The organism is Tenacibaculum sp. FZY0031 (genome assembly GCF_036350695.1).
Lineage (GTDB): Bacteria > Bacteroidota > Bacteroidia > Flavobacteriales > Flavobacteriaceae > Polaribacter.
Genome location: NZ_JAZDVY010000008.1, coordinates 114,222 through 138,203, shown reverse-complemented (window position 1 = coordinate 138,203; position 23,982 = coordinate 114,222). Strand labels below are relative to the sequence as shown.

25 protein-coding genes are annotated in these 23,982 nt (G+C 32.6%); 5 read left to right on the top strand and 20 right to left on the bottom strand.

Translation table 11 applies throughout. The features are described 5' to 3' along the window. Positions 1–225: 225 nt before the first annotated feature. From V1T75_RS12760 to V1T75_RS12750, 3 genes are all read left to right on the top strand, one after another. Entirely contained in the window at positions 226–528 is a 303-nt protein-coding gene (locus V1T75_RS12760; RefSeq protein ID WP_330488910.1) for a hypothetical protein, read from the top strand. Next, positions 528–2,156 (top strand): PepSY-associated TM helix domain-containing protein, encoded by a 1,629-nt coding sequence (locus tag V1T75_RS12755; RefSeq protein ID WP_330488909.1) that lies wholly within the window; start codon positions 528–530, stop codon positions 2,154–2,156. The genes V1T75_RS12760 and V1T75_RS12755 overlap by 1 nt, the downstream gene beginning before the upstream one ends. Before the next feature lie 151 nt (positions 2,157–2,307). Next, on the top strand, positions 2,308–3,264 hold the full coding sequence (locus V1T75_RS12750) for a helix-turn-helix transcriptional regulator (RefSeq protein WP_330488908.1): 957 nt from the start codon (positions 2,308–2,310) through the stop codon (positions 3,262–3,264). A gap of 2 nt (positions 3,265–3,266) precedes the next feature. Here V1T75_RS12750 and V1T75_RS12745 read toward each other — a convergent pair whose 3' ends face one another. The 18 genes from V1T75_RS12745 to V1T75_RS12660 form a co-directional block, all read right to left on the bottom strand. Then, positions 3,267–4,205, bottom strand: a complete 939-nt coding sequence (locus tag V1T75_RS12745; protein WP_330488907.1) for a sterol desaturase family protein — start codon at positions 4,203–4,205, stop codon at positions 3,267–3,269. 4 nt (positions 4,206–4,209) lie between these two features. Continuing rightward, complete coding sequence (locus tag V1T75_RS12740) at positions 4,210–6,027, bottom strand: IucA/IucC family protein (RefSeq protein ID WP_330488906.1); 1,818 nt, start codon at positions 6,025–6,027, stop codon at positions 4,210–4,212. Then, positions 6,017–6,607, bottom strand: coding sequence for a GNAT family N-acetyltransferase (locus tag V1T75_RS12735; RefSeq protein WP_330488905.1), 591 nt, complete (start codon positions 6,605–6,607; stop codon positions 6,017–6,019). Before V1T75_RS12735 ends, V1T75_RS12740 begins: the two co-directional genes overlap by 11 nt. Positions 6,608–6,609: 2 nt before the next feature. Then, entirely contained in the window at positions 6,610–9,030 is a 2,421-nt protein-coding gene (locus V1T75_RS12730; RefSeq protein WP_330488904.1) for a GNAT family N-acetyltransferase, read from the bottom strand. After that, positions 9,031–10,224 (bottom strand): MFS transporter, encoded by a 1,194-nt coding sequence (locus tag V1T75_RS12725; RefSeq protein WP_330488903.1) that lies wholly within the window; start codon positions 10,222–10,224, stop codon positions 9,031–9,033. Beyond that, a complete protein-coding gene (locus tag V1T75_RS12720) occupies positions 10,211–11,533 on the bottom strand; it encodes a lysine N(6)-hydroxylase/L-ornithine N(5)-oxygenase family protein (RefSeq protein ID WP_330488902.1) in 1,323 nt (440 codons plus the stop codon). Before V1T75_RS12720 ends, V1T75_RS12725 begins: the two co-directional genes overlap by 14 nt. 5 nt (positions 11,534–11,538) lie before the next feature. After that, positions 11,539–13,047: a pyridoxal phosphate-dependent decarboxylase family protein gene (locus tag V1T75_RS12715; protein WP_330488901.1), complete on the bottom strand. Its 1,509-nt coding sequence runs from the start codon at positions 13,045–13,047 to the stop codon at positions 11,539–11,541. A 171-nt stretch (positions 13,048–13,218) separates the two neighbouring features. Further along, positions 13,219–13,551 carry a 2Fe-2S iron-sulfur cluster-binding protein gene (locus tag V1T75_RS12710; protein ID WP_120185967.1) on the bottom strand — a complete coding sequence of 111 codons (333 nt, stop codon included), beginning with the start codon at positions 13,549–13,551 and terminating at the stop codon, positions 13,219–13,221. A 17-nt stretch (positions 13,552–13,568) separates the two neighbouring features. Next, positions 13,569–13,943: a four helix bundle protein gene (locus V1T75_RS12705; protein WP_330488900.1), complete on the bottom strand. Its 375-nt coding sequence runs from the start codon at positions 13,941–13,943 to the stop codon at positions 13,569–13,571. Between the two features lie 3 nt (positions 13,944–13,946). Continuing rightward, entirely contained in the window at positions 13,947–14,852 is a 906-nt protein-coding gene (locus V1T75_RS12700; RefSeq protein ID WP_330488899.1) for a sterol desaturase family protein, read from the bottom strand. A 2-nt stretch (positions 14,853–14,854) separates the two neighbouring features. Beyond that, complete coding sequence (locus V1T75_RS12695; protein ID WP_330488898.1) at positions 14,855–15,910, bottom strand: NAD(P)/FAD-dependent oxidoreductase; 1,056 nt, start codon at positions 15,908–15,910, stop codon at positions 14,855–14,857. A gap of 190 nt (positions 15,911–16,100) precedes the next feature. Continuing rightward, positions 16,101–16,337: a NifU family protein gene (locus tag V1T75_RS12690; RefSeq protein WP_330488897.1), complete on the bottom strand. Its 237-nt coding sequence runs from the start codon at positions 16,335–16,337 to the stop codon at positions 16,101–16,103. Between the two features lie 6 nt (positions 16,338–16,343). After that, on the bottom strand, positions 16,344–17,474 hold the full coding sequence (locus V1T75_RS12685) for an Mrp/NBP35 family ATP-binding protein (protein WP_330488896.1): 1,131 nt from the start codon (positions 17,472–17,474) through the stop codon (positions 16,344–16,346). 228 nt (positions 17,475–17,702) lie between these two features. Then, positions 17,703–18,248 (bottom strand): DUF4269 domain-containing protein, encoded by a 546-nt coding sequence (locus tag V1T75_RS12680; protein ID WP_330488895.1) that lies wholly within the window; start codon positions 18,246–18,248, stop codon positions 17,703–17,705. Continuing rightward, positions 18,245–18,574, bottom strand: coding sequence for an MGMT family protein (locus V1T75_RS12675; RefSeq protein ID WP_330488894.1), 330 nt, complete (start codon positions 18,572–18,574; stop codon positions 18,245–18,247). Before V1T75_RS12675 ends, V1T75_RS12680 begins: the two co-directional genes overlap by 4 nt. 3 nt (positions 18,575–18,577) lie before the next feature. Continuing rightward, on the bottom strand, positions 18,578–19,189 hold the full coding sequence (locus tag V1T75_RS12670) for a hypothetical protein (protein WP_330488893.1): 612 nt from the start codon (positions 19,187–19,189) through the stop codon (positions 18,578–18,580). 81 nt (positions 19,190–19,270) lie between these two features. Next, complete coding sequence (trmB, locus tag V1T75_RS12665) at positions 19,271–19,942, bottom strand: tRNA (guanosine(46)-N7)-methyltransferase TrmB (protein WP_330488892.1); 672 nt, start codon at positions 19,940–19,942, stop codon at positions 19,271–19,273. A gap of 12 nt (positions 19,943–19,954) precedes the next feature. After that, positions 19,955–20,176 carry a DUF6341 family protein gene (locus V1T75_RS12660; protein WP_099214833.1) on the bottom strand — a complete coding sequence of 74 codons (222 nt, stop codon included), beginning with the start codon at positions 20,174–20,176 and terminating at the stop codon, positions 19,955–19,957. Between the two features lie 42 nt (positions 20,177–20,218). Between V1T75_RS12660 and V1T75_RS12655 the strand changes: the two genes are divergently transcribed. After that, positions 20,219–21,124, top strand: coding sequence for a DUF6427 family protein (locus V1T75_RS12655; protein WP_330488891.1), 906 nt, complete (start codon positions 20,219–20,221; stop codon positions 21,122–21,124). Between the two features lies 1 nt (position 21,125). Here V1T75_RS12655 and upp read toward each other — a convergent pair whose 3' ends face one another. Both upp and V1T75_RS12645 read right to left on the bottom strand, forming a co-directional pair. Then, entirely contained in the window at positions 21,126–21,779 is a 654-nt protein-coding gene (gene upp / locus V1T75_RS12650) for a uracil phosphoribosyltransferase (RefSeq protein WP_330488890.1), read from the bottom strand. 42 nt (positions 21,780–21,821) lie between these two features. Then, positions 21,822–22,595, bottom strand: a complete 774-nt coding sequence (locus tag V1T75_RS12645; protein WP_330488889.1) for an alpha/beta fold hydrolase — start codon at positions 22,593–22,595, stop codon at positions 21,822–21,824. A 39-nt stretch (positions 22,596–22,634) separates the two neighbouring features. Between V1T75_RS12645 and brnQ the strand changes: the two genes are divergently transcribed. Beyond that, positions 22,635–23,921, top strand: coding sequence for a branched-chain amino acid transport system II carrier protein (brnQ, locus tag V1T75_RS12640; protein ID WP_330488888.1), 1,287 nt, complete (start codon positions 22,635–22,637; stop codon positions 23,919–23,921). Positions 23,922–23,982 lie beyond the last annotated feature (61 nt).

The following is a 23,982-nucleotide window of genomic DNA, read 5'->3' as shown; positions in this document are numbered from 1 at the left end:
AGCACACTAAACCTTGTCCTAAAATAACGGGACTCTGTTTTTTGCTTTTGGGAATGTTTTTAGCAATCTCCCTTTTGGGACTCTCTGCTGGTATTATTACATGGATTGTTGCCACTTCGCTCTTTTTAAGTCTTATCACTCTCATTACCCCTTTAAGAGTGGTAAACTATATGTTTTTTACTGTTTTATGTATGCTAACCTTATTAATAGAATACTTTTTTTAACATGCCTGCTAACTCTAAATATTTAAACCAATCACCTTGGCAGCAGTTTGCTAAAATTTCTGCAGGCTTAATAGGTGGATATATGATAAGTGCCTTACTACACATGTGTTTAGTCTTGTGGTTACCCAATCCAAAGGAAATATTAATTACCTCTATCTATACCATTTTTATTGTTTGGGGTGCTTTGTTAATTATTCCTTTTCTGTTTAAAAATGGATGGAAAGCTTGGGGTATATACCTTGTAGCTTTAATAATCTTATACATCGTTTATTACTTCGGAAACCAACAAAATCCCTTTGTATAATGAGTAACAGAAATTACAATGTGTTTTTCAATACACATACCGTTAGTGGTATTGTTATAAGTGTAGCCTTATATGTGATTTTTTTTACCGGATCTTTTGCCCTTTTTAAAGACGAAATTGAAGCCTGGGAAGACGGTAAGCATTCGCAAAATATTGCTCGAGAAAATATTGATTATGATTTTTTATTAAAAAAACTCTCAGAAAATCATCATTTAACGAGTAGAGATATTCGTTTTTACTTAGGGCATAAAAGTGACAACATTTATGTGTTAACCTCCGCTGCAAAAGATACAGTAAACATTCCTGATGAAGCTAAATATCAAAACTATCAAGCTATAAATATTCATACAGGTGAAACAGCTAGTTATGTAGAGAAGTATGGCTTAGGAGAATTTTTATACCGCTTACACTTCTTTACACAAATACCCACTATTGGAATTTACCTTGCTGGTTTTGTTTCTTTATTCTTTTTATTTGCCATTGTTACTGGGGTGATTGTACATTGGAAAAAAATTATTTCCAACTTTTACCAATTTAATCCTAAAATTGCTTTAAAAAGAGTGTGGACAGACGCACATACAGCTCTAGGTATTATCGGGCTCCCTTTTCAGTTTATGTATGCTGTTACTGCTGCTTATTTCTGTTTAAGTTTATTTGTTTTACTGCCAGCAAACTTTTTATATGGTGGAGATCAAGATAAACTAATGGAAGATTTACGTCCCGACCGTAAATCCTTTGAATGGATTGCTAAAACAGACAAAGAGATTCCTAGTGTAAACCAGTTTGTAAAAGAAAATGCCAACCGTTGGTCTCATTTTAATTCAAATTATGTTTTAATTAAAAACTATGGTGGCACTAATATGAAGTATGGGTTAATTGGTGAACTGGATTATAAAGAACGCTTTTTAAGTTCGGGAATGGTATTTTATGATTTTGAAACTGATAAAACTTCGATTGTAAGAAACCCTAATGAAAGTAAGTATACAGATGACATTCAACTTTCAGTAAGTCGCTTACATTATGGTAACTTTGGCGGTATTGCTGTAAAAGTTATCTACTTTATCCTAGCTCTTATTACTTGCTTTGTAATTATTACAGGGGTGTTGATTTGGATTGAAGCTCGTAACAAAAAAAGTATGCGTTTAAAGCAACGCTTATACACAGCTAAAGTAGGACATATTTATCTTGCTATTTGTTTGTCTTTGTATCCTATTACTGCCTTATTTTTCTTGGTGGTAAAATTGTTACCCGAAGCTTATCAAACTCAAAAAATGAGCCTTTTATATACTTGGTTTTTTGTTGTTTGGTTGCTCGTTACTATTTATTTCAGATTCAAAAGAAATAATTATTTCACAAATAAAGCTACTTTATTAGCAGGAGCTATTCTAGGCTTTTTTATTCCAATAGTTAGCGGTATGGTTTCTAACAATTGGATTTGGAACACCTACAAGGCCAAACAATTTGATATTCTTACGATTGATTTATTATGGTTGGGTATTTCGATTACTGCCTTGTTTATTTATATAAAGATTAAACCAGAAGTAACGGCTAAGAGTTCTTTTACAAAACACCCTATAGATTATAAAAATCGCAAACAATTATTAGCTGATAATTCTCAAAAAAACTAGCATATTTTTGACTAAAAAATAATTGAAAAATGAAGCTCTTTTATTTACTAATTAATAAGGTTTAAAGACAATACACCTATATCTCTTCAAATAATTTTAAGAGATCGTTTACTTTAGGCTCATTCCCCGTTTCCTATATCCCCCGTAATTTATGGAAATAGTTATTGCCAATAACAAAACCCCACAGTTTAGACAGATACTGCAACTACAAACAGAAATTCTAGACTGTGGTATAAAAACCTCAACCTATACAATTAACCCCACTTATGGTAGGGGATTAGTAACTAGTTACTACTTTGACGGACTGTTCATTAATATAATTAATGCCACGTTTAAAGAAGATTTTCTTTTTATTACGAATGATTCTCTTAGCATTTTAGAATCTTCTGTATTAATTAAAGGGGAAAAAATTATAAAAGCTTCTAATTTTAAAAAAGATTTTATTCTTGAAAGAAATGAATGCTGTCTCTTGTGTAATAGTAATATTGAAAACAAAACCTTTTTTTACAGAGACAAACCAATACTAGAAATTAAAATTAAACTGTATGATTTTTTTATACAGAAACATCAAATGCAGCCTCTTTTTTCAAATAACAAATCTCTTGAACTCTGTTTCACTCAACAATTAAACTCTAGTATGGAGAAAATTATTATCGACGTGCTTTCTAATTCGCAAAAAGGATTCCTAAAACGTATTTTTTTAGAATCAAAAGTTTTAGAATTATTACACCTACAATTGAATACTTTTTCTGAAAAAAGGTATACTCCTAATGAAAACATTCTAAAAAAAGTACATAAAGCAGAAGCCATACTCCAGTCGAATATCAACAAACAAATACCAATACAACAACTTGCTCGTAAAGTGTTATTAAATCAAAATATTTTAAAAAGTGAGTTTAAAAAAATGTTTGGTACAACGATTTTTAATTATACCAAACAAGTAAGAATGAATAAGGCCAAAAGTTTATTAATTCATACTCAAAAGCCTATTTATGAAGTCGCTGATATGGTAGGGTATAAAAACCCTACTCATTTTACAGCTGCTTTTAAAAAGTATGAAAAAACAACCCCAAAGGAGTTTCGAAAAAACTCTTTTCTTAAGTCTTAATTTTAAAACCTGTGTTCAAGTTCACTAGATTTTTCTTTTCTCTTGTGTAACCAAGCTTCACTTCTGTACTCTTTTGCTTTTTTTCCTCCATTGATATGATTCCATCCAGGAGGCATAATTATGTATTTTATTTTGTCTATTAGCTTTGGAGCATCTCTAACATCCGTCCACAATTCTTTCCACAATAAAAACTGTACATGCCATAAGCTTTCGCTATTTAATTTATCGTGCATAATTCCATATAACATTTTTTCATCATCTAATTCTTTTTGAAAAGTTTTAAACAAGCGATCCCAAATGCTAAAAGTTTCTCCATAATTTCTATCTAAATAAATATGATTTTTCGCATGATGCACTCTATGAACAGAGGGGGTTACTAACACTTTATCTAACCATCTTTGTTTGCCTATAACTTTTTCATTTATATGGGTTAGTGTAGCATATAGGCGTGCAATGGGCTCTATTACAAAAATCATCAGTGGATGAATTCCTAAAATTGGCAACCAAATAAAGTTAAAAGGGGTAAAAAACACATCAAAAATAGATCCTCTTGCAACTACTGTTAAATTCATTTCTTCTGCTGTATGATGTACTCCATGTATGCACCATAAAACTCTAACTTTATGCCCTAAAAAATGAATAAAAAAAACTGTAAAATCGTATAATAAGTAGGCAACAATCCAAACATACCATTGAAATCCCAAGGTAAACAACCTATTTTCATACAACCAAAACATACTTGCTACTATAAATACTTTTGACAGCAGTAAATAAGGTATGCTTTGTATTAAATAAGAAACAATACTAACCACACCTTCCTTGTTTTTTTCTACAAGACTCGTTACTATAAGAATTCCCCATTCAACCAGCAGTAAAACAAGCACTATTATACTCATGTACTGCAATTTACTCGCTAATGTTTCAATAGAAGATAAATCCATTTTCTTAAATTTTCTGTACTATTATTTCACTTGCCACTTCTTTTCTAAATTTAGCTAGTGGATTTTCTAAAGTTCCTCTGAGTTTTAAACTCTGAATTGGATTAGCCAAACTCAACATCTGTTTTGTATTATTTAATTGTAATCTGTTTAAACAACAGCGGTCAAACTCATTAACAAACAAATCGTATCGTTCGTATTTCTCTGAAAACTCAGGATACTCTTCTTGATATGCATACACACATTCTGCCACCAATTGCCAAAAATTTTCTTCTGAAAAATTCGCATAACGGTCTAACTGTTGTGCCATAAAACGGAAGAAACAATCGAAAACATCTGTGAAAATTGAGAGTATTTTCATTGTATCAGAAGTTTTAGTAAATAATCTTTTAGCGTGCTCAGGCAAGTACATTTCTTCATTAAACACAATTACTTCTTCCGTGATGTCTTTCATTAACACATGTACGGGCGTATTTTCTTCTAATACTAGAATAAGATTTTCTCCATGCGGCATAAACACAAATTCGTGCTTAAAAAAACAATGCAGTAGGGGAGCTAAATAAGCTTTTAAATAACGCTGAACCCAAATACCTGCATCATAGGGTGATGCTTCGATTAAAGATACCAGCAAAGAATTTTCTTGATAATCTACATGCAATAAAGCTGCCATCGTAAGTACTCGTTGGTTGGAACTAATTTTTGTATACGGACTCTCTCGCCACAAAGCAGACAACATTTTGTTATGCGGATTTGTTTTTCCTAATACCTCATAATAATGATTGTGATATCCTACTGTTGCCACTTCTCCTAACATGGTAAATCCATTTTTTTTCAGGTATGCATCATCTGCCAACAAGTCCGTTATCCATCGAGTTATATGAGGCGTACTTTGCATATAATATGGAGACAATCCACGCATAAAGCCCATATTTAAAATAGACAGCGCTGTTTTCGTATATAACTTTTCTGGATGGGAAGCATTAAATAACGTTCTTATAGATTGTTGCGCAGAGAATTTATCATTGCTTTCACCTACCAGAATGATGTTTTTTTGAGCAATGTCTGCTCCAAAAACAGCTACTATTTTGTTTCTCCATTGCCAAGGATGCACGGGCATAAAAATGTAATTTTCTAAGGATAGATTTTGCTTCTTTACAACTGTTTTAAATGAGGCTAGTTTTTCTTTTCCTAACTCACTTTCTAAAAGTTTTTCATATTCATAACCTTCAACTGCTGTATAGGTGACGTATTTTTTATGAGCTGCAATCCATACAATTTTAAATAGATGATTGCTTTCTGGTGCATATACATGATAATCATCAATATTGAATCCTATTCTACCATTGTTTGCTACAAAACACGGATGACCTTCAGTCATCGCACGCTCTATTTCTTGAAAGCTTCTTTCTGCTAATTCATTTGCTAAAAATTTCTCATTCGCATACTTATATGCAGCCCCAGAAAGTGTACTTGTTATTTCTTCTAAATAAGTTGCTAGAAACTCATTGGGAATCTCTAAAGTATTTTGAAACTCTGTTATAAAATGCAAGGCATCTAGATCAATTTCTTCTGAAGTTTTATTTTTTTTGATGATGCTTTTTGTGTCAACCAACCAATGATCAAGCAAATACTTTTTTGCTTTAAACCGATAAATAAACTTATTATTATCAGACGTTATTTGATATATACCTCCATCCTCTTCTTCTAAAATAAATTCGGGAGTTAAAATAAGTTCGTGAGAGAACTCGCTAATGGCTTTTTTTATTAATTGACGATTTACAAACTTCCATACATCGGGTTGTAAATGTGCTATATTATTTGTCATGTTGTTTTAGTTTGGTTAAAGCTGATTGATACATCTCTTTTGTACAAAAAGCCAATGCAGCTTTTTTATGAGGCAACTCAATTTCTTTTTGGTATACAAAGCCTGCTTTTTTATTTAGCATGTGTATTTTTTGGTTGTTTACATCGGGTTCTACGACAATTCTTTCCACCTGTGGCAAACTAAAAAAATAATCGATAATGGTTGAAAACACATGCCATGTAAACTGTGGTATTCTTTTTTTTACGGGTGCTACTAAAACATGCATTCCGTAATCCTTTTCTTGTGCATTATAATAGTTTGCGACTAGATCTTCTGATACTTTGTATAATTCCATTAAAAACACAGGAGTGTCATTTAACAGACCTATATAACTATGATGATGGGGGCTGTTTTCAATTTCTTGATATTCGGCACGTACTTCTTCTAACGATTTTTCTAACATTCCCCAATATTTTGCATAGGATTGTGTTACCCAACTATGTAACATTGGTGTATCAATTTCTAATTGAAACGGACGAATACTTATTATTCCTAGCCCTGTTATTTTTTTACTGAAGACTGTTTGATACGTTTGAACCATAATTATATTTCCTGAGTTTTAAATGCTGCTATCGGGTTTTTTAACTTTCCTGCAAATTGAAGTAGAGCAACAGGGTCGTCTAAATCAATCATCTGTTTGTGGTTATTTAATTGTAACCTGTTTAAACATGAAAGTTTAAAGTCTTCAGCAAACAAATCGTATTGTTTAAACTTGTTTGATAATTGAGGAAACTGCTCTTGGTACTCTTGAATATGCCCTGCAACTAATTTCCAAAAACGGTGCTCACTATAATTAGCATATTCTTCTAAAATTGGAGTTAAAAAACGGAAGAAGCCATCAAACATATCTGTAAATATGGATAGTAATTTTACATCTTCTGGAACGGGCGCATACATTCTTTTCAAGTCTTCTGGCAGCTCAACTTCCGGGCTTAAAATACAGGCTTCTTCGGTAATATCTTTTAGTAAAACATACACAGGGATATTGTTTTCTACTACCAAAATAATATTTTCACCATGGGGCATAAACACCAAATCATACTTATAAAAACAATGTAACAAAGGACTCAAATACGCTTTTAAATAACTACGTAACCAATCGTCTATTGAAATTCCTGAGTCTTTAATAATTTCTGGCAACAATGCTTTTCCGTGATGGTCTATATGTAATAACGCTGCCATCGTTAGTGGTTTTTGATTTTGTTTAACTACTGAATATGGGCTTTCTCTCCATAATGAGGCTAGCATTTTATTGTAATCGTTATGTGGGCCAAATTCTTTAAAATAGGGGTTCACATAGCTAACCGACCCTATTTCGCTTAACATTTTAAATCCGTTTTCCTTTATATACGCATCGTTATATAACAAATCTTCTAACCAAACTGCCATTTTAGGTGCGGTTCCTAAATAGTATAAAGGTAACCCTCTCATAAAGCCCATATTTAAAATAGACAATGCGGATTTGGTATAAAACTTCTGTGGGTTGGTAATGTTAAACAACGTTCTAATTGATTGTTGTGCCAAGTATTGGTCTGGTCCATATCCTAAACAGATTAAATCTCCTTTAGCAACTTCAGAGGCAAAAATTGTAGCTAGCTTGTTAAACCACTGCCATGGGTGAACAGGAATAAATAAGTACTCTTTTGGACTAAAGCCTTTTTCTTCAATTATTGTATTGAATTGTGCTATAGTATCAACATCTAATTCCTGGTGTATTAAAGTTTCATAGGGCAATGCTTCTATTGCTGAAAAAACTGCTTTTGATCTATGTCCTGCCAACCATAATAACGAAAAAGAATTTCCTGCTTCTGGTGCATACGATCGATAATCGCTACTATCAAAACCTATTCTTCCATTATTTGCTACAAACCCAGGATGTCCTTCCGTCATAGATTGTTCTATCGTTTGAAAATCAGCTGTTGCTAATTCTTTGGCTGTTGGATTTCCTTTCGTAAGCTTAAATGCGCTTCCGTACAGTGTACTTATAATTTCCTCTAAATACACAGGCATTTTTTCATCAGTAATTCCTAATGCTTTTCTAAACTCTTTTATAAACGTGATTGCGTCGATTTCTTCTTCAACTTCTTTTACATATCTTTTTATAGAATTTTCATCAATCATCAAGTGATTCAAAGCCATTGCTTTTGCTTCAAACTCATATTGGATTTCTATATTATCTGCATGAACTTTGTACAGCTTATATCCGTTGTTTAGTTCATGAATTATTGTTGGTTGAATTAACAGTTCATGTGAAAACTCACATAATGCTTTTTTTACTAACAGTTGGTTGGTTTTTTGCCAAACTTCTGGTTGTATATGTTGGGTTGATTGCTGTGGGGAAACCACATTATCTAAAGTATTCATGGCACTTCTTTTTAAGGGTGAAAAGGATTGGGTTTGTTGTTGGTAATTGGTTTTAGTTAAAAATGCTAATTGTGCTGTTTTGTTAGGCAATTCTATTACGTTTCCTAGTTGAAAGCCTATGCGTTGGCATAATGCAAACATTTTTTTGTTTCGAATATCGGGTTCTACTACTATTCTATTGATAGTAGAATTCGTAAAAACAAAATCCATAATAGACCGAAACATAAACCATGTAAAATTTGGTGTTTTAGTAATTCTTGGTGGCGCTACAATAATATGCACGCCACAGTCAGCCGTTTGAGCTTTATAAAAATTATGAATAATGTCTAATTGTGGATTGTAACGTTCTACTACAAATGCAGGTTCGTCATCAAACATTCCTACAAAAACATCGTAATGTTCTGGTGTTGTAAGTTGAGTATATTCTTCTTCAACATCTTTTACCGTTGCATTTTGCATACCCCAAAAAACAGCGTACTCTTGTGTGACCCATTTTTGTAAAAAAACACTGTCTTTTTGTACTTGAAAAGGACGAATAGTAATTCTTCCAAAGTCTTTGTACTCTTTTGAAAAAGCGATGGTATCTGTTGTTGTCATCATCTAAGCTTTTGCTAATTGTTTGTGCACTTTTCGTACCGATTTAAACATGATAAAGTATAAGACTAGTGTTAGTGAAAACCCTCCTAATGCAATGACAAACGGTATTCGTAAACCGAAACTATCGACTATAATCCCTACATTTAATGAAGCTAGTAACACGCCTAAATTTTGGAAGAAATGAATTTTACTATAATCAACTGAGTACGACTCTGGTGAGCTTAATTCAAATAATAGGATGTCAAATTTCACGACTCCTTGAAAAATTGCCCATCCGTAAATAACTCTTCCTAAAACAACTGCTGCTTCATTAGGAATTCCTTGCAACACAAGTCCTATTAAACCTATACATAAAGCATTTATAATTCCTTGGTATCCTTCTGATTTTCGTTTGTTATTCATCCACAAGGCTACCAAAGCCACAAAACCTGGAATAGCATATATAGTACCAGAAACCAATTTACTTTTATACATTGAAAAACTTTCCCAGTAGGTTGAAAAGAAAGGCCTGATTAAAAAATCACTGAAATATAGTATCAATGTGATTAGACCTAGCTTTAAAATAAAGCCTTTCGGAATACTTTTTTTATCGCTAATAGCTGGTTCTTCTGAAATAATTAAGTCGGTAGCATATTTTTTACTTTTTAATAAATAACCACTCATAGTCATTTGAATAAAATCGCCTGCTGCCATAATTAAAAAAATGCTACTCGGATTTATATAGTCCACCGTTAATCCTCCTAACACCGCTCCTAAAATCCCTCCTAAATGCACCACTACAGAAAGTAACCCAATTGTACTTGGGTGTTCTTCTTTGGTAATAATCTTTAAAATGTAAGGGTACACTAACAAATAACTTCCTTTAAATAATACCATGACAAGTGATACTATCCAGAAATTAATATACGATGTGGTATAATAGCAATACAATGCTAACATACCTGCAACCGCCTGAGTGTACACCAAGATATTTAATTCTGACACTTTTTTAGAAATGTATGCCCAAAAAGGAAACGCAATCATTACCATAAAACAGATAGCTGCAAAGTAATACCCTACATTTTTAGGATTTGTCATTCCAAAGCGAAGCTCGAAAAACTGCGGATAAAATGGATGCAGTAAATAATCGCTTACTACTGCAACCAACGTCATTACTATTAAAAATGTTTTTAGCTTCATACCTTTATGCAAAGACATTGAGTTCTATTTCTTCTTCCTGCGTTACTTCAAATTGCTGAAAAGCAATTTTTTGCTCAATAGGATAATGCTCTACTCCTGTGATTTCTTTAATGATGTAAGAGTTTTTATAAGCTGCCATCCCTAAATCGGGGGTTACAAAACCATGGGTGTGTAGCTCTACATTCTGAACAAAGATTTCATTGTGGTTTTTATCTATGCTGTAATTGCGTTGTACATCGAATCGATCTTGATAATCCCATAAAATTCGGTCTGAAATTCCCTCTATAAAATCAGGTAATTGATATTCGTACCCTGTAGCAAGCACTAATCCGTCAGTTTCATGTTCAAAATACTTATCTTGTTCTACCTGATGAAGTTCAAGTTTAATACCCTCATCTAATACCTTGGTGGTTTTCAATTCAGAGTTGGTGCGTAATGAAACTTTTAATGGCTCTTTTGATACGACTCGTTTTGCGTACAACGTATCGTGAATAGACCCGATTAAATCTTGATTGATTCCTTTGTATAAATGCTTTTGATTTTTAATGAGTACATCTCTTTTTGATGCTGGTAAGTTGAAAAAATAGTCTACATACTCCGGTGAGGTCATTTCCAACGTTAGCTTCGCATACTCTAACGGAAAGAAGCGAGGTGAACGGGTTATCCAATTCAACTCATACCCTTTAGTATCTATTTCTTGTAATAAATCAGAAAATATTTCCGCTGCACTTTGTCCGCTTCCTAATACTGTTATCCTTTTCTTATGTTGTAATTGTTCTTTATTAGGCAAGTATTGTGATGAATGAACGGCAGTATCTTTTAACTTTTTACAACAAACAGGAATGTAAGGCTGTGTTCCTGTTCCTAAAACCAGCTTTTTTGCTTTATAGATTTTAATTTCCTGTGTTTTTGTGCATACACTCGTAACTTCATAAATACCGTCTTTTTGATCGTAGTCTACATTCGTAACTTCTGTATTAAAATAGATATTAGAAAGCTTGCTAATTACCCACTGGCAATAGTGGTTGTACTCATTTCTAAGTAGCAAGAAGTTCTCTCGTATGTAAAAAGAATAAATTCTTCCTTGTTCTTTGATGTAGTTAAGAAAACTGAAAGGACTTGTGGGGTCGGCTAGGGTTACCAAATCTGCCATAAAAGGCACTTGTAAAGTAGTGTCTTCTAACAACATTCCTGGATGCCAATCAAATTTCTCTTTTTTATCGAGAAAGACTCCTTCTAAATTTTTAATTGGTTCTGATAAACAGGCCAATCCTAAGTTAAAAGGACCTACACCAATGGCTATAAAATCTAATATTATATTTTTCATCTTTTTTAGTTTGTAGTTTTGTATTGTTCTCCCGTAGTTTTAACCATATCTATAATATTTAGGAGATTGTTAATTGTATTTTTCGGATTTAGCAGCGTAAATTTTAGATAGATGTTACCATCTAATTTTGTACTTGCAATTGATGCTTTTCCCGCTTTGTATAAAGTATTCTTGATATATAAATTAATTGTATTATGAATTGTATCTTCAGTTATACCTTCTGCTTTATATCGAAATACGAGCGTACTTAGTTCTGGTACATGAGCAATTTCAAAACATTCATGATCTTTTATACTACGATATACTTCTTTTGTTAACGAGTGTACCTCCTCTAAATAATTGGCAATGGTTTTTGTTCCTAAAATTTTTAAGGTTAACCAAACTTTTAAAGCATCGAATCGACGTGTTGTTTGGATTGATTTTTCTATAAGGTTTGGTCGTTCTGGATCTTTATCTTCAATAGGATTTAAGTAATCTGCATAGTACGACACATACTGAAAATGTTGCTTATTATTAACTAGAAAAGCACTACAACTTACAGGTTGAAACAAGGTTTTATGAAAATCGATGGTAATCGAATTCGCTAACTCAATACCTTTAAAATATTTTTTATGGGTATTTGTAAGTGCAAAAGCACCACCATAAGCACCATCAGCATGCAACCACATATTGTGTTCTTTGGCAATCTTTCCGATGGTTTGTATTGGATCAAAACTCCCATAATCTGTAGTACCCAATGTTGTTACTACTGCTATTGGAATATTACCTTCTTGTTTTGTTTTTTCTATAGCCAGCACCAATTCATTTGCATCCATCTGCATTTTTTTATCAACTTTTACGGGTATAACAGCATCATAGCCCATACCTAACAAAGCAGCACTTTTTTGAATACTGAAATGTGCTTTTTCTGAACAAAAAATTCTGAATTTACTTATTTCATTACTCCATCCATGTTGCTTGATGTTAATTCCAAAATGGTTGAAAGCATAGTTATCTCGAGCCATTAATAACCCCATGAAATTAGATTGTGTTCCTCCACTTGTAAAAACACCATCTGAATTATTTGAAAGATTAAATACGCTGGTTATCCATTGAATAACTTCTTGTTCTATAAAAGTTGCAGAAGTACTCTGGTCCCATGTTTCAACTGCAGTATTGATTGTGGTTGTAATCATTTCTGCTATGATGGATGGTAGGGTAATTGGACAATTTAAATGTGCTACGTATGTTGGGTTATGAAATGCTATTGCATTTTTTATATACAAGTTATTCAACTCTTCTAAAACACTATCTATAGGTTGTGTTTCTTCTATATTTACCAATTTCGCTTGTTCTTTATTTGCTAAAATTTCTTCAAGGTTGTCTCCTTGATAAAAAGTTCTGTTGGATAAAAATTGTTGAATATAAGTGGTTGTTTTCTGAATATACTCTTCATACAACTGCACAGATTCGTCACTAAACAAATAGCTATTTAATGACAATTCCTTTAGTGAAGGGCTAGATTTAAGAATCATTTATTTTTATTTAGTCTTAATAATTTAAAGCAAAAGTATATTCAGACCAAACAAATTAAATGACGTAAATGGAATTTAAAATGACGCAAGTAGCATATTTTATAAAAAAAAGAAAGCGCAGTATTTAGTGTACACTAAATACTGCGCTTTAAAAATTTTATTCTTTTGTTCTTAGCTCTCTGGAGCTAACTCTACTTCTAAACCATCTAAATCGGGGGTCATTTGTATTTGACAACCCAATCGGCTATTATCTTCTACATAAAAAGCTTCTGCTAACATTGCTTCTTCATCATCTCCCATTTCTGGTAATTCATGATCTGATTTCACATAGCATTGACATGATGCACACATTGCCATTCCACCACAAATACCAATAGTTCCTTCAGGAGCTAATTCGTACGAGCGAACTACTTCCATTAAGTTCATAGCCATATCTGTTGGTGCTTGTACCTCGTGCGTTACCCCATCACGATCGGTAATTTTTATAGTAATATCTTGTTCCATAATTTAGGTATTAGTAGTTAGTAAATAGGAATTAGAAATTGGTTTTGCTTCATTGATTTTATCAACCCAAAAATCATTCTCGATTTTTCATTAGACTGATGTATTAACTTTGTTGATTTTTCTTTAGATATAAACTCTAAACGCACAGCTAAATATAGCATGGAACGAACTTCACTATTAGAACCTAAAGCGTAATATAAAAATCGAATGAATTCTTGATTTGAACTTCTATCGAAACCTTCTGCTATATTATTAGAGATAGAAACGGATGCTCTTGTAATTTGATCTTTAAAAGAATACTCTTTACTAGATTTAAAATGCTTGTAAATCTCTAAAGAAAAATCCTGTGCTTTTTGCCAAGCAATGATATCTTCAAATCTTTTTATCCCCATTTCCTAATTCCTGTCTCCAAACAACTTTTTCCTTAAGGTTTTCGCTCTTTTATCTTCTCCATTATGTGTCCAACCTGGTGAATTGAATATATAATTGAGTTTATCACTCCATTTATCCGCTCTTTTTACATCTTTCCAGATAGCCGCATATTCATGCGTTGCTACTTTTACTGGGTTAAACGTTTCAATATTTACGGTTAATCCATATACTGGTTTATCAACTTCTTTTAATTCTTCAGAAAAAGTACCAAACATACGATCCCAAATAATTAAAATCCCTGCATGATTACAATCTAAATAACGAATATTAGAGGCGTGATGCACTCGGTGATGTGATGGTGTATTGAAGATTAGTTCTATAGGCTTCGGAAGTTTATCAACCAATTCTGTATGTACAAAAAACTGATAAATTAAACTGATTCCCATCATGGTAAACATCATTAAAGGATCAAATCCTAATAACGGAATCCACATCCAAAAGAAAAATTTATGAATACGCTCTCCGACTCCTTGACGCAATGCTGTTCCTAAATTCATATGTACTGACGAATGATGCGGTACATGACCTGCCCAAAACAAACGTACTTCGTGATTTAATCGGTGAAACCAGTAGTAAGCAAAATCATCAGCCAATAACAATAAAATCCATGCCCACCATTGACGTTGCACTATGCCTTTTAACGGACTGATTTCATACAAGTAGAAAAAAGCTACAAAGGCTAAAATCTTCGGAATAAATTCAACAATAGCAGAAAACACCATCATTAACATTGATACACCAGTATCTTTACCGTCGTATTTTTCTTTTGCTATTCGGTATTCCACGAACATGGAAATGAAAAATACAGGTAAGGCGAAGTACAATAATTTGTCTTCTGATAATTGTTGTATGTATTCAGTTAATGTCACGCTTAATTAATTGCTTTAACTACAGCTTTAGGCGCTTCTTTTCGAGTACCGTCAAATCCGTCAACTCCACCAACCGTTGTGTATTTCATCACGTATTTTTTATCAGGATGAATACGTTTATAAGCACTCTGGCACATTAACGTTGCTTCGTGGAATCCGCATAAAATTAACTTTAACTTTCCTGGATAGGTATTTACATCTCCAATTGCGTAAATTCCTTCAACATTGGTTTGATAATCTAATGCGTTATTTACTTTTATCGCGTTTTTCTCTATTTCTAATCCCCAATTGGCTATTGGTCCTAATTTTGGAGACAGTCCGAACAACGGAATAAAATGTTCACAAGGCAATGTAAATGGTTCTTTATCTTTTTGCTCTACTAGTACACCTTCAACTTTATCATCACCCACAATACCTTTAACTTCAGCAGGTGTTATCAGCATTAGTTTACCTTCATTCTTTAATTCTTGTACTTTATCTACAGAGTCTAGCGCTCCTCTAAACTCATTTCTTCGATGAATTAAGGTGACCGATTTTGCTACATCTGTTAGGAAAATAGACCAATCTAAAGCAGAATCTCCTCCTCCAGCTATGACCACGTCTTTACCGCGATATATTTCTGGTTCTTTAATCATGTATTCCACTCCTTTGTCTTCAAAATCAGCAATATTTGGAATCGGTGGTTTACGCGGTTCAAAACTTCCCAATCCTCCTGCAATAGCTACTACTGGCGCTTGATGTTTTGTTCCTTTATTAGTGGTAACGATAAACGTTCCGTCTTCTTGTTTTTCAATAGTATCTGCACGTTCGCCTAAGGTAAAACCTGGTTCAAATTGTTTAATTTGTTCCATCAATTTATCGGTTAAATCTCCTGCTAAAATCTCTGGATAAGCTGGGATATCGTAAATGGGTTTTTTAGGATAAATTTCTGAACACTGCCCTCCTGGTTGTGGTAAGGCATCGATTAAATGACAACGTAATTTTAATAATCCTGCTTCAAAAACCGTAAATAATCCTGTAGGTCCTGCTCCAATAATTAATATATCTGTTTGTATCATTTTGTAACAAAATTCTCTTATTTATACTGAGATTCCCACCTTTTGAAATAAGGCAGGAATAGGTATGCGTTAGTGATTGAGTGGCTTGTTTGAGCTCTCCTAATTTTTTAATTGGGAAGCGAGTAACGAAAGCACGCCCGAACGCCCAAAATTAAAATAATTGTTTTGCTTAAAACCTGATTTTTATCAGTTAAGCTACGTTAATTACTTCTGTAATTTCTGGCGCGTATTTTTTAATTGTTGCTTCTACTCCGTTTTTCAAGGTCATTTGATTGACTGAACAACCGCTGCAAGCTCCTTCTAATTGTACTTTTACTGTACTGTTTTCTATAGATAATAATTTGATATTACCTCCATCACTTACTAAAAAAGGTCGGATTTCTTCCAACGCTTTTTCTACGTTATTTCTTATGTCTGCTGTTGCCATAACTGCTTATTTTGAGCTACAACCACTCATGGTAGTAATTCGTACTACTTCTGTTGGTGGTAGGTTTGCATTTCTTTTTAATAGTTGCGAAACCATTTCTTTGGTTACCTCTGTAAAAGCTTCTGCTAATGGTGTGTTTTCTTGTAAAGCTACTGGATGTCCAACATCTCCTGCTTCACGTATGCTTTGTACTAGTGGTATTTCTCCTAAGAAACTTGTTTCAATATCTTCTGCTAAATTTTTAGCACCTCCGTTACCAAAAATATAATATTTATTGTTAGGAAGTTCTGCTGGTGTAAAATACGCCATATTTTCAACGATACCTAATACGGGTACGTTAATACTTTCTTGTTGAAACATTGCTACTCCTTTTTTAGCATCTGCTAAGGCAATGTTTTGCGGTGTACTTACTACAACTGCTCCGTTAATTGGTACTGCTTGTACTATTGATAAATGTACATCTCCTGTTCCTGGAGGTAAGTCGATTAATAAAAAATCTAACTCTCCCCAATCTGCATCAAAGATTAATTGATTTAATGCTTTTGAAGCCATTGGTCCACGCCAAATTACTGCTTGACTTGGATCTGTAAAAAAACCTAGTGATAATAATTTTACTCCGTAACTTTCAATCGGCTTCATTTTTGAACGTCCATTTACGTTTACCGCTAATGGCTTTTCTCTTTCTACATCAAACATTAAATGCTGTGATGGTCCGTATACATCGGCATCTAACACTCCTACTTTAAAGCCCATTTTTGCTAAAGATACAGCCATGTTTGAGGTAATCGTAGATTTTCCTACTCCACCTTTACCTGAAGCAATGGCTATGATGTTTTGAATATTAGGAATTTCTTTTCCTCTAATTTGATTTGGGTTTTCTTTTTGTTGAACTTCTACCTTCACATTCACTTTTACATCAATTTTTTGATCAACATGTTGGTGAATTGCTTTCATTATCTCAACTTCTACCTTCTTTTTCGCTTGTAATGATGGGTTTGCTATCGTAACATCAACAATAACTTCATCTCCAAATGTAACTACATTGGTTATATTTTCGTTTTCTACTAAACTTTTACCTTCTCCTGGTGCTGTTATGGTTTCTAACGCTTTGTATATATCTTGTTTTTTAAAACTCATGTTTTATGCTATGTGCTTTAAACAGCAAGCGATAGGCTTGTTGCTTATTTTTATTTAATCTTAACTGCAAAGATACATTTTAGCCCTCAGAAAATAAAGTCTTTAGATTGGTAATATTTATAGGTTGATAAGTTGGTTTTATAAATATGGATTTCAAAGATTAGCACTCGTTTTTTATGAGTGATAAACATGAATTGTTTTTGTAATTATTTGTAAACTTTTGAAAAATTAGGAAATATAACCTTTCTCATACCCATAGGTTAATAACGCTTCATAGGGGTCTCCTTTTAAATTTAAAAGTTTTGCAAATGCTGGTTCAGTTTTAAAGCCTTGTTCTTTTAGGGTTATAATTTTAGACTTAAATGCTCCATTTTCTTTTAATAATACTTGGTGTTCTATAAGCAAATGTAAATAAGAGTCTTGCTCTTCTGGCAGTTTATTCTGTACAAAAATCTCTATTGGAAAGCTTTTATACTCAAATGTAATGATGGTTGTTTTTAAGTTTTTATATGATGGAATTGTCTTTACTTCAAACTTTGTAAGTTTTCCATATTTCTCACTTACAACTTTTATAAGGTCTTCATGATTGTCACTCTGACAAATGATATCTAAATCGCTTGACGCTACATCGATATTGATTGGTATTGTACCTACTAAAATAGGCTTACAATTTTTTAACAGGTCGAAAAGATTTAACTCTAATAATACTTTGTAGGCTTCTTTTTGACGGACAGTTCCTTTTTTTAAGTATGTTGTATTTTTGAAGTTTATCACAATTCTTCACTCGGATTCCAAAACACCTTTTCAAAATCTTGAATTTGGTTATCAATAACTTCAATTCCTTCGCTTTCTAACAATTGTTGCATAAGGTTTGTTCCGTCAAAGTGATGTTTTCCTGTTAATAATCCTTTTCTATTCACTACTCGGTGTGCTGGCACTTCTTTTTCTGAAGAGTTATTCATTGCCCAACCAACCATTCTCGCTGAACGCGCTGCTCCTAAATAGGTTGCTATAGCTCCGTAACTTGTAACTCTTCCATACGGTATTAAACGCGCTACTTCGTACACTTTTTCGAAGAAGTTTTGTGAATTTCTTTCCATCGACTAAAAATACAATTTTACTATAAAATAGACTGCCACAATCCCAGTAATTATTCCTATAAATAAATTGAAATATTGGGTATAAAAAATGAGTTTTGTTTTTACTTTTTTTGCCAAAAAAATATAACTACTTAAAACAGCAATGATTCCTAAAACAGTTCCAATACCAAAAATAGAAGTACATATAAACCCCGGCATTGCCCATCCATTCATTACAAAAGAAGAATGAGCTATAGCAAAAAAAGGAACGGCAAACATATTTACAGAAGACAAAGACATCCCAAATAGAAACCCATTCTTAATAACTTTTTCAGTTTTATGTTTGGGTTTAGAGAGTCCTTTGTATGTAAAAAGAACAGAAAGCAATGAAAAAACAACAATAGCTACACTTTGAATCCAAAAAATTAATTTGGGAAATTTTTCAAAAAAACCTGTAAGTAGTACAGCTAAAAAAAATTGAACTAGAACAATTAGTGAAACTCCAACTACAAATTGACGAGCAACTTTTTTATCATTTTCAATATAAATTTTACTTGCTGTAATATTCAACATACTCGGTGGAGTATACCCAATGTATGAAGTAATAAAACCAAGAATTAGATGAGATAAAATCATTTTAGAGTGTTTTCTTTTTACTCTAAATAGGACGTAATTTTTTTGAATTACTTTCTAAAAAAATCCTGCAAAAGAGCAGGATTAGTAATTGAGTTTAAATTTTATATAAGTAATCGGTTTACCGATTTCTAAATATTGTTTTTCGTAAAACGTTTGCGTACCAGTTACTTCTTCTGGGCTGTACACATTTTTATACACATCGTGATTGGCATGCAGAATTTCATGACCTTCTCCATGCAATACCCCTAAAGTATAACCGTGCATAAATTCGCTATCGGTTTTTAGGTTGACTGTTCCTTCTGAATTTAAAATACCATGGTATTTCTTTAAAAACTCAGAATTCGTCATACGATGCTTAGTACGCTTATATTTAATTTGTGGATCTGGGAAAGTTATCCAAATTTCAGAAACTTCATTTTCAGCAAAAATATAATCTACTAACTCTATTTGAGTTCTGATAAAAGCTACATTGTTCATATCATTTTCTAATGCTGTTTTAGCTCCTCGCCAAAATCGTGCACCTTTAATATCAATTCCAATAAAGTTTTTATCAGGATTTTTCTCTGCTAAAGCAATCGTATATTCACCTTTACCACAACCTAGCTCTAAGACTATTGGATTGTTGTTTTTAAAAAAAGTGTTCCACTTTCCTTTATAAGAAAAGTCGTTGATTACTTCTTCTCGTGTTGGTTGAATAACATTAGCAAACGTTTCATTTTCTCTGAAACGTTTTAGTTTATTTTTACTTCCCAAAGTGTATAGAAATTAGGCTCTATCTTCTGTTCCTTCTCTTTGAAAACGAGCCGCTTCTTTCATCCAATAAGCAAATAACACTAATAGGATTAATAAAAAGAACCAGTTTACAGCGTTTGAAGTCCACCAACCTGCATCTGATTTAGCTACTGTTAAACGTAACCAATTGAATGGTGCAAATAAAAAGTCGGTAAATAAACTACCAATCCATCTAAAAATATTGCCTGCTATCATATCTTAAGTATCTTTACATCTGCAAAAATATAAAAAGAAACAATGTTAGCCAATTTTTTCGGTAAATCTAAACCTATAAATTTTATTGTACTGTTTGTACTTTTCTTAGGATATTTTGTTGTAAGTATTTTTTCTAAAGAGTTATCTTTCAATCTCGTTAAAGAACTAGGTTGGTTTTTAGTTGTTTTTTCGGTATACAACTTTATAATAGCTAAGAATTTATTGACCTATGATAACTCTTTTGCTTTTTTATTTTTTGTAATATTAATTGGTTTTTTTCCTGATACTATACAGATAAACAAAACTTTTTACGCCAACTTAACTATCCTTCTTTTTTTACGAAAAGTATATAGTTTACAATCTTCTAAAAACATGCTACATAAATTGTTTGATGGTGGCTTGTGGCTTGGAATTTCGTTTTTAATAGAGCCTTATGCTCCTCTATTACTCATATTGCTTTACCTATCTATTTTTTTACATCAACGATTTACTTATCAAACATTATTAACTCCTATAATCGCTTTTGGCACTCCTGTTTTTTTGTACTTCACTTATTATTTTTGGTACGATAGACTTGAAAAGTTCTGGTTGCTTTTTGATTGGAATTTTTATCCTGATTTAAGCTTTTATTCTCATGAGAAATATTTGTTTCCTATTCTTTTTATAAGCTTTTTTTTAATTGCCTCTATTCTTTTAAAAAGCCCAAAGGCACTTGCTGTTAAAAATAAATTCAGAAAAAACTGGATTTTAATTCTTACTCATCTTGTAATAACTACAGTTATTTTACTTTTAGTTCAAGATGGCTCTGGAAGTGAGTTTTTATATGTATTCTTCCCTGTTTCTGTTATTCTAGCTAATGGAATAGAGTTTTTTCAAAAGAAGTGGTATGCTGATGTTATTATTATTTTATTCTTAATAGCTTCTTTTACCGTAAGTACTATTGTATAAACTACAATTTTGCTCCATAGGCTAAATCACCTGCATCTCCTAAACCAGGAACTATGTATCCCTTATCGTTTAATTTTTCATCAATATCAGCAATCCATAAAGTAGTGCTTTCTGGTAAGTGTTTAGCAACATATTCTACCCCTTCTACTGAACCAATAACAGAAGCTATAATTATTTCTTTGGGGGTTCCGTATTTTTTTATCCCTTCATAAACCTCAACCATAGAGCGTCCTGTAGCCAACATTGGATCTACTAGTAATAATGTTTTGCCGTCAATAGAAGGGGATGCAAAGTATTCTACTACTATTTCAAACTCTTCGTCATTATTAGGATGATGGCGATATGCTGAGATAAATGCATTTTCTACATCGTCAAAATAGTTTAGCATTCCGTTATGTAGAGGTAAGCCAGCTCTAAGAATAGAGCATAACACTATATTGTTTGTAGCTAACTCTACCTTTTTAGTTCCTAAGGGTGTGCTTATTTCTTTTTCCTCATAATTCAGCTCTTTACTTAATTCATATCCTAAAACTTCCCCTATTCGTTCAATATTTCTACGAAAACGCATCGAATCTTTTTGAACTGATGTGTCTCTGAGTTCAGCTAGGAATTTAGTAAGAATAGAATTTTGTTTGGCTAAATGATGAGTTTTCATGAAATGTATTCTTTTTGTGCGCTACAAAAGTAACAGATTTTATCAAGCTTTTATAAAGTTGGTTAGTGCTTTTAGTAGTTCTTCTTTTGCTTCCACATGACTCATATGTCCGTTTGGTAATGCAATTAATGAGGTATTGGTTCTCTTTGCTTCTTCTTCAACAATGGTATACTTTAAGATTGGATCATTTTTTCCTGCTATTATCAATCTCTTTTCTATTGTTTGTAAAACAACTTCCTTGTTTTCTCGCAAACGCATTCCCTCTGTTGCTGCAATATATCCTCTAACTGAAGTTTTTAAGGCTTCTTCTCTTATTTTCTCTATTTCTTCAAATAATTGTAAACGCATATTCTCTGCAAACAAGTTGCTAATTGACATTTTCACCAATGTTTCGTAATTTTCCTTAGCCGTTTCAACAGCTCTGAGTCGTAATTTCTTTCGTTCTTCACTATCTGCTTGAGAGGTAGAGTTCATCAAACAAATTCCTTTTACATTTTTTTGATATTTTTCTGCAAATGCCAAGGCAACATATCCTCCCATGGAATGCCCTATGAAGGTTGCTCGACGAATTTTTAATACTTTTAAAACCGATTTTACTGCTTCTGCCATCTCTTCCATGGTATGAATATATCCAACACAGCCTGTTTTTCCATGCCCTAATAGGTCAATACAAAGCACGCGGTTTTTTTTAGACAACTCATCAACCACCTCGTTCCACATAGCACTATTTTCTAAAAAACCGTGTAATAAAACAATAGTACTTCCCTTACTAGTATCTGTGTAAAAAACAGTGGTTTCCTTAAATTTTACAATCATTTTTTAATGTATATTCGTCGCTTACTAATTTATTAAGCAATGCACAAAACTAAGGAGATATTTATAAACGGATTCGCTTTATTTTCAATGTTTTTTGGGGCTGGTAATTTAATTTTACCTCCATTTTTAGGAAAAAATGCTGGCAGCTTATGGTTTTGGGTAACTATTGGCTTTTTTATTACTGCTGTTTTTATTCCTATGATAGGTATTTTAGCCCATGCCAAATTACAGGGTACCATGTACGATTTTGGCAAAAAAGTATCTCCTACTTTTAGCCTTATATATTGTTTTATTGTGTACACTATTTGCATTGCTTTACCTGCACCTAGAACGGCATCAGTTACTCATGAAATGGCCATTGCTCCTTACTTTAGCAACAGTAGTTCTCTAGTTACCAGTACAGTTTATTTTGGACTTGTTTTTATTTTTACCATGAACCGATCAAAAGTACTAAACCTACTCGGTAAATTTTTAACACCACTTATCATCCTTATTCTATTAGCTATTATTTTCGTTGGTTTTTTTACAGCTCCTGATACAATTACTCCAACTATTCTTAAAGCTCCGTTTGTTGATGGTTTGCTAGAAGGGTATCAAACTTTTGATGCCATTGCTTCTATCGTTGTTGGAGGTGTTTTAGTTATTTCAATGAATTTTAACACAAATACAACTTTTGAAGAGAAAAAAGAGCTTATTACCAAAGCAGGTTTTATTGCTGGTATAGGCTTGTTAATTATTTATGCTGGCCTTATTTATAATGGGGTTTTATTTAGTTCTACCTTTTCTGAAAGTGCTAATAGAACAGAAATCTTAAACTCTTTGAGCAATCAAACTTTAGGGAATATTGGAAGTGTTTTTCTTAGTGTTTTAGTTGCTTTGGCTTGTTTTACAACAGCGGTTGGAATTATTACTGGAACTGCCGATTATTTTAAAGGAATTAACAATAATTCTCAAAAGGTCTTTACAATTACTGCTATTATTAGCTGTTTACTAGGAATTGCTGTGGGGCAGTTTGATGTGAAATATATTATCAATATTGCACTACCTGCTTTGATGTTTATTTATCCGATTACTATTGTTTTAATTGTACTAAATGTGCTTCCTGAAAAACACACCTCAACTTTAGTTTTTAAAAGTGTAGTAGCAGTAACCTTTTTATTTAGCATTCCAGATTTTTTAGGTTTCATTATCAATCCTAACTACTTAATTGAGATAAAAAACAACATTCCTCTTGCTAATGATAATTTAGGGTGGGTATTGCCTGCTATATTGAGTTTTGTTTTTGCTAATTTGATTAAAAGCAAAAAGCAAGTTCCAACCGAATAAGTTACTTAATGATATATTATATACAACTAAAAAGTGCGCAATTGCGCACTTTTTAGTTGTA